7 protein-coding genes are annotated in these 12,582 nt (G+C 43.4%); 4 read left to right on the top strand and 3 right to left on the bottom strand.

Annotation, left to right across the window (positions count from 1 at the left end):
- Positions 1-11 precede the first annotated feature (11 nt).
- From FBD94_RS22260 to FBD94_RS22270, 3 genes are read left to right on the top strand one after another with little or no spacing between them, the layout of a single operon-like run.
- The gene (locus FBD94_RS22260) at positions 12-1,064 is read left to right on the top strand and encodes a glycoside hydrolase family 130 protein (protein ID WP_136881840.1); all 1,053 of its coding nucleotides are present in this window, start codon (positions 12-14) and stop codon (positions 1,062-1,064) included.
- Positions 1,061-2,356 (top strand): MFS transporter, encoded by a 1,296-nt coding sequence (locus FBD94_RS22265; RefSeq protein WP_136881841.1) that lies wholly within the window; start codon positions 1,061-1,063, stop codon positions 2,354-2,356. The genes FBD94_RS22260 and FBD94_RS22265 overlap by 4 nt, the downstream gene beginning before the upstream one ends.
- 47 nt (positions 2,357-2,403) lie before the next feature.
- Positions 2,404-4,128 (top strand): hypothetical protein, encoded by a 1,725-nt coding sequence (locus FBD94_RS22270; RefSeq protein ID WP_235884598.1) that lies wholly within the window; start codon positions 2,404-2,406, stop codon positions 4,126-4,128.
- A gap of 186 nt (positions 4,129-4,314) precedes the next feature.
- Here FBD94_RS22270 and FBD94_RS22275 read toward each other — a convergent pair whose 3' ends face one another.
- Positions 4,315-5,202, bottom strand: coding sequence for a PorP/SprF family type IX secretion system membrane protein (locus tag FBD94_RS22275; RefSeq protein ID WP_131609307.1), 888 nt, complete (start codon positions 5,200-5,202; stop codon positions 4,315-4,317).
- A gap of 465 nt (positions 5,203-5,667) precedes the next feature.
- Between FBD94_RS22275 and FBD94_RS22280 the strand changes: the two genes are divergently transcribed.
- A complete protein-coding gene (locus FBD94_RS22280; RefSeq protein ID WP_136881842.1) occupies positions 5,668-6,624 on the top strand; it encodes a helix-turn-helix domain-containing protein in 957 nt (318 codons plus the stop codon).
- Between the two features lie 29 nt (positions 6,625-6,653).
- On the opposite strand, the gene FBD94_RS22285 is transcribed toward FBD94_RS22280, so the two are convergent.
- The gene (locus tag FBD94_RS22285) at positions 6,654-7,541 is read right to left on the bottom strand and encodes a PorP/SprF family type IX secretion system membrane protein (protein ID WP_136881843.1); all 888 of its coding nucleotides are present in this window, start codon (positions 7,539-7,541) and stop codon (positions 6,654-6,656) included.
- Positions 7,542-7,697: 156 nt separating this feature from the next.
- A complete protein-coding gene (locus FBD94_RS22290; RefSeq protein WP_136881844.1) occupies positions 7,698-12,554 on the bottom strand; it encodes an Ig-like domain-containing protein in 4,857 nt (1,618 codons plus the stop codon).
- Positions 12,555-12,582: the final 28 nt, after the last annotated feature.

Below are 12,582 nucleotides of genomic sequence, written 5' to 3' on the forward strand. Positions count from 1 at the left end.
CCTTCTTACTTATGAAAGATCAAGCGCAAAGATTTATACAAAATCCTTTACTCTCACCAAAGGACCTGAAACCGAGCAGAGCAGGATTAGAAATTGTCTGCCTGTTAAATCCTGGGGTTTTTACCTTTCAAGGAAAAACCTGGTTGCTGGTGCGTGTGGCCGAAAGACCCGCGCAGCAAGAAGGGATCATCTCCTTTCCGGTATTGAAAGGAGATGGCATTGAAATTATAGAAATATCAGCTAGTGATCCTGAACTGAATGCCAGCGATCCGAGGGTAATTAATTATAAAGGCGTAGACTATTTAACCACGCTATCTCATTTGCGACTGCTTTGCAGCGATGATGGGATCAGCTTTTATGAGCCGAAAGGTTATCCCTTATTGCAAGGCCAAACCGGCCAGGAAGCCTTCGGAGTCGAAGATTGCCGCGTAGCCCTGCTGGATGGAACCTATTACCTTACCTATACCGCCGTTTCAGAACAAGGCGTTGGGGTGGGTTTACGTAAAACAAAAGATTGGAAGAGCTTTGAGTCAGAGGGGATGATCATTCCGCCGCACAATAAAGATTGCGCCATTTTCGAAGAAAAGGTAAACGGCAAATTTTACGCCCTGCACCGTCCAAGTAGCGTTGATATTGGGGGTAATTACATTTGGATTGCCGAATCTCCCGATGGCATCCATTGGGGTAAGCACAAATGCATCATTACCACCCGAAAGGACAGCTGGGACAGTGCAAGGGTAGGCGCGGGGGCTGCGCCCATCAAAACAGAAAAGGGTTGGCTCGAGATTTACCATGGCGCAAACAAAGCCCACAGGTACTGTCTGGGTGCTTTTTTACTAGACCTTAACGATCCTTCTATTGTACTCGCCAGATCCGGAGAACCCATTATGGTGCCCACCGCAGATTACGAGTTAACCGGTTTCTTTGGTCAGGTAGTCTTTACCAATGGTCACGTGGTTAATGGTGATGAACTGACCATTTATTATGGGGCTGCGGATGAGTTTGTATGTGCTGCTAAATTTTCAATTGCTGAAATTCTGACCTCCCTAACCTATCCCTCATGATTAGTAAATTAAAAACAGAAATAGCGCATTTTAAAGCGCAGTCGCACAATTTCAAAGTGCTCACCCTAACCAATCTGATCTATAGCATTGTGTTGCCGGTGATTGATATTTTTGTGGCGGCCTATGTGATGCGTAGTTCCAACGATCCGGTGAAGGTGGTGGTTTATCAATTAACTATTTACACCGGAATCCCATTAACTTTCTTAATCAATGGCTGGCTGCTAAACCGCTTTCCAATTAAGGTGCTGTATTCTTTGGGGATGGTGCTGAGTGGGATTTCTATGATCATCATGATGTCCCTAACCACGCTGGATATTACCGGAATTGCGATTGCTGGTATTGTGATGGGGATGTCCTTCGGGTTTTACTGGGCTAATAGGGATTTTCTGGCTCTGGCCACCACCAACGACAGCAATCGTAATTACTACTATGGACTAGAAACCTTTTTTTATACCATTATTGCCGTAGTCATTCCGGTGATGATTGGCTGGTTTATAGAGAGTTTTGCAGGAACTGGTGACGCGAAATTGGCTTATAAAATTGTGACCGGTATCGTATTGGTCGTAACCATTGGAGCCTCTATTATGTGCTTTACCGGCAAGTTCAGCAATCCGCTCAACAAGAAGTTTATCTACTTTAAGTTTGATCCTTATTGGTACAGGTTAATGTTCCTGGCGGTATTAAAGGGCTTGGTACAAGGCTTCCTGGTTACTGCACCGGCAATGCTGATCATGTTGCTGTTAGGGAAAGAAGGTGCATTGGGGACAGCTCAATCTGTAGGGGCTATATTTGCCGCCATACTGATGTATATCATTGGTCGTAATACCAGACCAGAGCATAGAATTTATGTGTTTGGAACTGGATTGGTGTTATTTACCATTGCAGCCCTGATCAATGGAATTTTGTTCAATGAAATGGGAGTGATTTTATTTATGCTGTTCCTGTTGCTGGCCAAACCACTGCTAGACCTTGCTTATTTCCCTATCCAGTTTAGCGTAATCGATATTTTGACTAAAAAGGAGAAAAGAAGCGAGTTTGCCTACATCCTAAATCATGAAGCAGGTTTATACATCGGTCGCTTAACCGGTGCCGGAACATTTTTACTGCTCGCCTATTTTTTCTCCAATGAAATCGCCCTGCGTTATGCCATCATTATTGTAGCTGTATTGCAGTTAAGCTCATATTGGGTAGCCAAGGGAATCCTTAAACAAGGGAAAATTATGAACGAAGAATTAGAACTTGAAGAAAAAAGTATGGCCAGTGTGGTTAACCCTAGCCATTCGGTCGTGTAACAACCTACAATACCTGAAGTTATTTTTGATATATTTTGAACACCATAATGATGAGATTTAAACTGACCGTACGACTTACATTCCTTTCCTTATTTATTGTTGCGCTTTGCTATGCTCAGGTTAAACAAGTTCCTATTGGCCGTGTGGCTGCGATGGCAGATTTGCCTAAGCCCTTACAAATCATCGACTGGAAAGCGATGGCGCTTGATTTTGACCGTACCATATATGATTTTAAGGCCAAAGGCGAATACTGGCCAATGGTTTGGATGGATAGCACAGGTAAGAATTTTAACGAACCGACATTGGGTATGTATACCGCGGTTGGCGATGTAAGGCAAGGACCACAAAACAACAAAGGAATGTTCCATGAGTCGCTGGCCAATATGGGCTCCGTTTTGGGCGCTACACTGGTTGGATTGGATAAAAGTAAACAAGCATTCAACTATGTCGGGATGCTCAAAAACTACTTCAATAAGGATAACGGTTGGGATATTATGATGAACAATACCGCGCCAGAAGTGGCCCTGCTGGGTGGTGGTTATGGTAGGGACTGGTGGTATGATGTATATCCAAATGTGTTGTTTTATGCCATCTATGATAAGTACTCGGCAGAGCCCGAGTTTGAGCGGATGGCCAGAAGTATAGCCGAGAAATTTTATAAAGCGGATTCTATCTTAAATGGCAATTACAATTACTCCTATTTCGATTATGGACAAATGAAGCCGATGACTAACCAGATTTGTGCGCAACCTGATGCTGCGGCCGGACACGCCTATGTATTGTATTCGGCCTATAAAAAGTTTGGTGATCCACGCTATTTAAAGGGGGCAATCAGTGCGATGAAAGCATTAGAGAGCCAGAAAATTAACCCTACCTATGAGTTGTTGATGCCTTTTGGTGCCTATTTGGCGGCAAGGATAAACGCAGAGCAGGGGACTACTTTTGATACGGGGAAAATGCTGGACTGGACTTTTGATGGGACTGCTGTTTGTCGCGAAGGCTGGGGCTTTTTAGTGGGCAACTGGAATGGCTACGACATTTCTGGAACAGTTGGCAGCACCGTTGATCATGGCGGTTATGCTTTTTTAATGAACACATTTGATGCCGCATGGCCATTGGTGCCCATGGTTCGTTATAAAACGGAATATGCCAATGCAATAGGCAAATGGATGTTGAATGCCGTTAATGCTTCCCGGTTATTTTATCCGCAGTATATGCCAACAGCGCATCAAACCATACCCGCACTTGCAGGTGTAACAAAAGGGGTAATTGCTTACGAAGGCTTTGCCAAAGCCTCTACTTTCGATACGCTGTATCAAACTTTAAAAGCACCGGTAGCGCAGGGCGATGGACCGAAATGGGTGCCAGGTAAAAATCCTGAAGTTTCGCAGTTCAGCGTATATGGTAGTGCACATGCTGGTATTTTTGGAGGTATTGTGAAGGAGACTGAGGTTAAAGGAATACTTGGGCTAGACTTGCTGGCTACTGATTTTTATCGCCAAAAAGCTTATCCAACTTATTTGTTCTATAATCCTTATCAATCGGCTAAAGCCATTTTGTTTAAGGTGCCAAAGGGCGCTAAAGGAAAAACTGATGTTTATGATGCCGTGGCGCAACGCTTTATCGCGCGTAATTTAGCTAAGGGCGCTAAAGTGTTGATTCCTGCACAGCAATCCGTGGTATTGGTTTGTGTTCCCGTGGGGAAAAAACTACAAGTTAAAAACAAGCAAATGCTAATTGATGGTGTGGTGGTTGACTACAATTACAAATAAAGCGCATCGTCATCATGAATTGGTTGTCCTAAATCGGTCGTCATCCTGAGTTTATCTTCGGATCTCGCTTATGCAGGTTCTGATTAGCCAGTGCGAGGTCCTGAGATAAACTCAGGATGACGATACGCATAAAAACAAATGCCCCTGTGATTATTCACAGGGGCATTTGCAATATATGAATGGCTATTACTTCGTTAAATTTACTCTAAGGTTCAATTCAAAACTACCATTGGTATAGCTACTCAATGCCGAAGTCTGGGTGGTATAAGTACCACTAACCAGGTATTTTTTCTTGTAATCCATACCTAAACCGAAAGTTGCATTTTTGGTACTGTGGTACATACCCAGCAACATTACCTGCTTGTTGGCAATGCTCAGTTGTGCACCAGCATCGAAGATATTGTCAAAGCCTTTTACACCACGGTAAGCCACTTTAGGCTCTAAATCTGCACCCTCAGCACCTGTGCTTAGGTTGATCTGGTAACTTGCTGCTGTGTAAAATGTAGCCACGTCGGCCGTTTCAATATCATCTTTTTTCAATACACGTTTAAGATTCGGTATCGCAGCCTGTACATTTAGCTTGTTTGAAGTATAGGCGACACCGAAATCACCATCCAGGTAAGTTTTGCGGTCGTTATATTGACCTACGCTCGGATCGGCCGGATTACCATAAATATCAGCATTCTCCAATCGCTGACTCATAAAGCCTAACGACACCCCGAAGTGTAACTGGTGTCCGTTGTCATTTAATGGCAAGTGGTAAGCATAACTACCTACTACGCGGGTTTCTCTTTGCAAACCTGCGCTTTCATTGTTTACAGCTAAACCCAAACCTACTTTGTTAAAACCGTAATCGGCAGTTAAGTTTTGGGTTAAAGGTGAGCCTGGAACATTGCTCCATAGTTTGCGGTAGGCACCGTTTAATTTCAAACCTTGTCCGGCACCAGCAAAAGCTGGATTGATTAAGTACTGGTTGGTAAAGTACTGCGCTGATAGCGGGTTTAATTGTGCTTTTACCGAAGTCGCCATTGCAGCGAAGGCAAATAGCAGAGCCGTTTTAAATATTGTCTTCATATATTTTTTGTGGTGTTTGTGTCTAATTGGTTATAATTTTTAATGGTTATTTAAGCAATTCGTCATCCTGAATTTATTTCAGGATCTCGCAATAGAAGGGCGGATTTCCTCTTGAGAGATCCTGAAATAAATTCAGGATGACGACCGTATTATTGATGATCAACTCATTTACGTTATGTTGGATTTACGTCCGTAGTATTTTCTGACGTAATATTACTAATTTGTTTTGATGATCGTAACAAAACCTTTTCCTTTAGGTTTATCCGAACCAAAATCGATCACATAAAAGTATGTTCCTTCAGTTAAGTAACGCGAATAATAGGTGTCATTTCATTTCTAGTTTAGCATTAATATGTTAGCTTAGCGAAATGTTTTTAGTTTCGCATGAAAGTTATTCTTGTTTTAAACAGCAAGACGCTTTAATTTAACCTGTGATTTTATTCCGATACTTGATCGTATATAATTATGCCCTTAACGCTATCTAACTCTCCCGCCGTAAATGCTGTTATCGAACAATTCTCTTCTTTTCATCCTTTAAGCGATGAATTAATTCAGGACTTTTCGGATAATAGTTTCGAAATTTCTTTAAAGAAAAATGAGTACCTGATGCGGAAAGGAGAGCTGAGTACGCATGTTTATTTTGTGTTAAAAGGTGTCGTCTGCGGACAGGTGAGCAATGAAAAAGAAACGGTTACCAGTTTCATTACGGTAGATGGAGAGTTTCTTTCTGCTATAGAAGGGATGTACGGGGATAAGCCCTGCGTTGAAGATGTGAAGGCCGAGGAAGATTCTCATTTATTGGCCATGTGTTCCACTTATTTCCATGGCTTGTATGATCGATATCCGGAAATGAATGCGCTTTTTCGTAAGATCCTGGAATTGTACTACACACAGGCGCATTACCGCTCTATCTTTATTCGGATGGGGAGCTTAGCGGATAAATATGCTTATTTTCTGAAAGCATTTCCAGATCATGTCGAGCGCATTCCTTTGTCGGTTGCAGCATCTTTTTTGAATCTTAAGGATGCCACACTTCAAAAGATGATCAATAAGACGAAAGATCAAAAGGTATTAGATCAGCAATTGTCGCGGGAAAGTATGCTGATCAGCATGGAGGTGTTTGAGCCCTATCTGCAAAAGAAGCTCACGCTCCAACAACTCGCTTCCCATTTTAAGATTAAGCCGCACGAACTGTCATACCTGTTGAATGAATATTTTAGCGAAAATTTCAACAGTTTTATCAACCGTTACCGGATCAATTATGTCCTTAAACATTTCGCTGATCAGGTCAACATGGGCCAATACAGTATGGAGGGGGTGGGACGTCATGCTGGCTTTTCTTCTAAAAGCACCTTTTTTACTGAGTTTAAAAAGAGAGTAGGAGCCAGCCCGCAAATTTATTTTCAAAAGCAAAAGGTCTGATCATCCGTTAGGATAATCAGACCTTCATTTTACTTGCTTAAATTTACCCTAAGGTTCAATTCAAAACTACCATTAGTGTAGCTACTCAATGCAGAAGTCTGTGTGGTATAAGTACCACTAACTAAGTATCTCTTTTTGTAATCCATACCTAAACCGAAAGTCGCATTTTTGGTGCTGTGGTACATACCCAACAACATCACCTGCTTGTTTGCAATGCTCAGTTGTGCACCAGCATCGAAGATATTGTCAAAGCCTTTTACGCCACGGTAAGCAACTTTAGGCTCTAAATCTACCCCTTCAGCACCTGTGCTCAGGTTGAACTGGTAACTTGCAGCGGTGTAAAATGTAGCCACATCAGCTGTTTCAATGTCATCTTTTTTCAACACTCTTTTAAGGTTCGGTATAGCAGCCTGTACATTCAGCTTGTTCGACGTATAGGCAACCCCGAAATCACCATCCAGGTAAGTTTTGCGGTCGTTGTATTGACCTACGCTCGGATCGGCCGGATTACCGTAAATATCGGCATTCTCCAGACGTTGACTCATAAAGCCTAACGACACCCCGAAGTGTAACTGTTGTCCGTTGTCGTTTAATGGCAAGTGGTAAGCATAACTACCTACTACGCGGGTTTCTCTTTGCAAACCTGCGCTTTCATTGTTTACCGTTAAACCCAAACCTACTTTGTTAAAGCCATAATCGGCAGTTAGGTTTTGGGTTAGAGGAGAACCTGGAACATTGCTCCATAGTTTGCGGTAGGCACCATTTAATTTTAAACCATTTCCAGCACCGGCAAATGCTGGATTGATTAGGTATTGATTGGTAAAGTACTGCGCTGATAGCGGGTTTAATTGTGCTTTTACCGAAGTGGCCATTGCAGCGAAGACCAATAGTAGAGCTGTCTTATATATTGTTTTCATGTGTTTTTTTTAAACGATTCGTCATCCTGAGTTCATCTCAGGACCTCGCAATAAAAGGGGGAACTTTCTCTTGAGAGATGCTGAGATGAACTCAGCATGACGATCGTATTATTGCTGAGCGTGTTATTTAGTTTCGTGTTATTGACATGTCTGATATTAACTTGGTCTGGTAACCGTTATAAAACCTTTTACTTTAGGTCTATCTGGCCCAAAATCGATGACGTAATAGTAAGTGCCTTCGGCCAGTGGTAAACCATTTAAGGTGGCATCCCAGCTGTTGTCATAACTTTTTTTACTGTACATCAAACGACCGCCTTTGTCAAATACTTTCACCTCATTGTTAGGGTAAGCATCAATATTGTCAATCAACCATTTGTCATTCACTCCATCACCATTTGGCGACATGATGTTCATGGCTTTAACTTTAGCCACATCATCCAATACAGTAAGGGTAAAGGTTTTTGTCTCCGAACATCCGCTGGCATTGCTTGCCGTTACGGTGTAAGTCGTGGTTTCCATTGGTCTAACCAAAATTGTAGCCGTATTGTGTCCGCTTTGGATACTGTTGTTGGCTACCCAAACATAGTTGGTGCCACCAGTAGCATTTAAATACACCTTTTCACCTTTACTAATCTGAGTACCTTTGTCACTGTTGATAGAAACAACAGGTAAAGCATTTACTGTGATGGTAAAAGTTCTGCTGTAAGTATCTACACCACCATTGGCTGTACCACCATTGTCTTTTACGGTTACTGTTACGGTAGCTGTCCCGGCTATAGCGCCGGCTTTTATCCGGTAGTTAATCGTTGCCGTAGCTCCACTGCCAGTTACCGTTAAGCCATCAAACAGGTTAGGGTTGTTGCTACTAACCGTTAAAGCTGTAGTCTGTGCCGTTTCAGGGCCAGCACTGATGCCTGTTAAAGCCACAATTTGTCCTGTTGTGGTAAAGCAGATTGCCTGATTGCTGATGGCAGCAAGTGTCGGGATTTCATTTACATCACTTAAAGTAATGCTCAACTCCTTATCCAGCGACTGACCGTATTGAGTAGTTGAACGCAGCCTTACTTTGTAAACAGCTTTGTTTTCGTAATCCAGTACTGCATTGGTGTTTAGCTTATTTCCGGCGATACCAAATAATGCATTGTCAGTATCACCTGTGCCAGCCACCAATGTATAGGTAAAGGTAGCTGAAGGATCATCAGAGGTGCTGCTTAGTGTACCTGCATTTGTTCCTGAAGCACCGTTTTCATATAAGGTGATTGCTGCGAGTGTAATACTTGTTGGCACTCCTGCTTTTACTTTCAGGTTGCCAGCCACATAGCTGATGGCATAGTTGGCCGCCGCTGCCCCGTTGACCGTGATTGGGTAATCTCCGGTTGGACTGCCTGTAACCGCAGTGGTCGTGATCGCTGGCTGAGTAGTCAATATAGCATTGGTCTCCCCATTCGCAAGCCCAGTGTAACTCACTGTCAATGCAGGATTTACCGTACCTATGAATTTTTCTTTAGGATCCGCAGTAATGGTTAAAGCTTTTCTGGCAACAGTCAACGCACCGTTCAGGTAAGTGATGTTATAGTTACTTAACCCTGTACCCGTTGCTGCCGAAGCCACAATCGGGTAGGTTGAACCTACAACCGTTGCTGTTGCTGCTGCACCAGTCGTGCTTAAATTTACCGAAGTAATCGCATCGGCATTTGACAGGCCGACAGGAGTGTACTCATTTCCTGTGAAAGTAACTGCATCACCATAAGTTTTAACGCGATTATTAGCTGTTATGGTCAATACCTTCTGAGTTACCGTTAGCGTCTGCTGAACATTTGCTGCAGCATTGAAGCTGATCGTTCCAGCCTGACTTGCGGTGATGACCGTATTTCCTGATTTCAGGATTGTAGCCACATTACCAACAATAGAAACCACTGTAGGATCGGTCGCAATATAAGTTACCGGAAGACCTCCTGATGAATTTGCATTTCCAAGCTGGAATGTTGGATCACCATAAGTTTTCAAAGCGATCGCATTGAAAGTGATGCTTTGATTGGCTTTTGGGATGGCAGATACATTAGCACTTGTGGCACTGATGTTTCCCGTCTGGTCAAGGGCCTGAATCTGGTAATAATAGGTAGTACCGTTTGTTAATCCTGTGTTTGTATGGGTTGTAGTTCCTGCTGCAACGTCTACTGTTGAAGTAAGTGAGGCAGGGTTTGTTCCATACGTAATTCTGTATTTCGAAAGGTCAGTTTCCGCGTTAGCAGTCCAGTTAAGGATGATCTGTATATTACCAGATGTTGCTGCTAAACCTGCAGGAATTACAGGAGCAGTTTTATCAAGCGTTACAGATCCTGTACCTGTAGTAACTGTAGTACCAGCATTACCAGTAAGATCACTGAAAGCAATGGCGTAAGCAACCTGTCCTTCTGCATCACCAGATACAAAAGTATAAACTGCAGTCCAGTTGTTGCCCGTAGCAGTTGGTGTAACCGCATGACCAGCGATGGTTACCGTTGGTGTTTGTACTGTTTTGCTTGATGTGAAAGTAAGCGTAGCTACATCTCCGACTTTCGCAAGTGTAGGTGTAGTATTGTTCGACGCAATATTTACTGCACTTAATGTAGGAGCCGTTTTATCAAAAGTTACAGATCCGGTGCCTGTGGTAACGGCTGTACCTGCATTGCCGGCAAGATCACTGAAGGCGATGTTGTAAGCCACCAGTCCTTCTGTATCACCAGATACAAAAGTGTAGGTTGCAGTCCAGTTATTTCCCGTAGCAGTTGGAACAACCAGATGACCAGCGATGGTCACTGTTGGTGTCTGAACGGTTTCACTTGCCGTAAAGGTTAATGTTGCAGTGTTACCAACTTTAGCGCGTGTAGGAACTGTATTGTCAGATACAATGTTCACTGCACTTAAGGTAGGCACTGTTTTATCAAAGGTTACAGATCCTGTACCGGTGGTAATGGCTGTACCCGCATTGCCGGCAAGATCGCTGAAAGCGATGTTGTAAGTAATCAGCCCTTCTGCATCACCCGATACAAAAGTATAAGTTGCGGTCCAGTTGTTGCCCGCTGCTGTCGGTGTAACCACATGTCCAGCGATAGTAACTACCGGAGTTTTTAAAGCCTCACTTGCAGTGAAAGTAATCGTAGCCGTATTGGAAACTTTAGCAAGTGTAGGTACTGTATTGTTAGAAACGATGTTTACTGCGCTTAAGGTAGGAACAGTTTTGTCAAGCGTTACAGATCCTGTACCTGTAGTAACCGCTGTACCAGCATTACCAGTAAGATCGCTGAAAGCAATGTTGTAAGCAACCTGGCCTTCTGTATCACCAGATACAAAAGCATAAGTTGCTGTCCAGTTGTTGCCAACAGCTGTTGGTGTAACCGCATGACCGGCGATGGTAACTGTTGGTGTTTGTACCGTTTTACTTGATGTGAAAGTCAGCGTAGCTACATCTCCGACTTTCGCCAGTGTAGGTGTAGCATTGTTAGACGCAATATTTACTGCACTTAATGTAGGAGCCGTTTTATCAAAAGTTACAGATCCTGTGCCTGTTGTAACGGCTGTACCTGCATTGCTGGCAAGATCACTGAAGGCGATGTTATAAAGTACCAATCCTTCTGTATCACCAGACACAAAAGTATAAGTTGCAGTCCAGTTGTTACCTGTCGCAGTTGGAACAACAGCATGGCCAGCGATGGTAACTGTTGGTGTCTGTATGGTTTCACTAGCCGTAAAGGTTAATGTTGCAGTATTCCCAACTTTAGCGCGTGTAGGAACTGTATTGTCAGATACAATAGCTACCGAAGAAAGTGTTGGTACTTGTGTGTCAATTGTATAATTGGCCGTAGCTGATGTTCCTGCTCCGGCATTTCCAGCAAGATCCGTTAAACCTTCTTTATCCAGTGTGATGGAATTAACCAGACTTGTAAAGTTATTGGTCGGGGTAAATGTGGCCGTCCAGGTAACTCCAGCATCACCAGTGGTGACAGCTGTTAAGGTACCATTCATAATGGTCAGATCAGCATTAGCAAAATTAGTCACCGCTTCGCTGAAGGTAATCGTCAGCAAAGGAGTTGATCCGATCTTTAAGGCAGAACTCGCGAGAGCCAGGGTTGCTGTCGGAGGGACGATGTCATATACATATCCCTTTGAGTATTCCGTTCCGGTATTACCCAAAGCGTCAACAACTCTAACCTTTAGGGTATTGCTGGCGGTTAATGTTGTGGCTATTGACCAGGCATTATCTCCTGCAGTGATTGTTGCCGGTGCATAGCTTGTACCATTGTTAAACGATACTTCTACAATTTCTCCGGCCACAAGATTGGCACTTAAAGTGCCCGAAACAATTTGATTAGCTGTATTGGTAAGGAAATAAGTGCCAGATGCATTCGCGTCATTGGAAAATAGAGCAGTAGCGATCGTTTGCGTCGGTGCCTGAGTATCAATTATGATGTCTTTATTTGCAGCCAAAGAGCCAGCAGCACCCGGAACCGGTAAGGTCAGGGGCGCATTTGCACCAAGACTATTTTGAATGGTACTTCCACCAGCCAGGGTTAATGACCCGATAGCACTATAGTCCAGATCTGTGGAGTTTTCTCCTGCAGCTACGGTATAAGTGAAGGTAAGCACGGTGGTTCCTGATCCTGATGTATAAAGGGCTTTTCCTCCACTATTCAGCGCGAGTTCAGGTATGCCCGTTACAAGAACAGGCTGATTAAAGGTAACCGTGACAAGAACCACTCCGCCTTCTTTGTAAGCCGTGATTACATTTGGAGAGTTCACATCTGTTACTGAAAAAGACAATAAGGTTTGATGTAAGCCCTGTGTGAACTGCGGGTTTGTTCCGATGGTGCTGATAAAAGGCTCTCCAATGGTGAAACCCAGCGTGTTCCCTCCGGGCAGCGATACGCTACCGCCCCCGGCACTGGTTGTATGGCTATTCGCAGATTGAGCATTTGCTGTCAGGCAAGCCAAAATCGAAACCCACAACAATATAATTGTTTTGAGGTATCTCATAATAATATGTTTAGTGATCTGCTTAACT

Origin of the sequence: Pedobacter hiemivivus (genome assembly GCF_005144565.1) — a bacterium.
In the GTDB taxonomy this organism is placed as follows: Bacteria; Bacteroidota; Bacteroidia; order Sphingobacteriales; family Sphingobacteriaceae; genus Pedobacter; species Pedobacter hiemivivus.

What these genes read in the sequence shown, in the direction of transcription:
- FBD94_RS22260 (WP_136881840.1), top strand. Translation starts at nt 12, where the DNA reads ATGAAAGATCAAGCGCAAAGATTTATACAAAATCCTTTACTCTCACCA.
- FBD94_RS22265 (WP_136881841.1), top strand. Translation starts at nt 1,061, where the DNA reads ATGATTAGTAAATTAAAAACAGAAATAGCGCATTTTAAAGCGCAGTCG.
- FBD94_RS22270 (WP_235884598.1), top strand. Translation starts at nt 2,404, where the DNA reads ATGATGAGATTTAAACTGACCGTACGACTTACATTCCTTTCCTTATTT.
- FBD94_RS22275 (WP_131609307.1), bottom strand. Translation starts at nt 5,202, where the DNA reads ATGAAGACAATATTTAAAACGGCTCTGCTATTTGCCTTCGCTGCAATG.
- FBD94_RS22280 (WP_136881842.1), top strand. Translation starts at nt 5,668, where the DNA reads ATGCCCTTAACGCTATCTAACTCTCCCGCCGTAAATGCTGTTATCGAA.
- FBD94_RS22285 (WP_136881843.1), bottom strand. Translation starts at nt 7,541, where the DNA reads ATGAAAACAATATATAAGACAGCTCTACTATTGGTCTTCGCTGCAATG.
- FBD94_RS22290 (WP_136881844.1), bottom strand. Translation starts at nt 12,554, where the DNA reads ATGAGATACCTCAAAACAATTATATTGTTGTGGGTTTCGATTTTGGCT.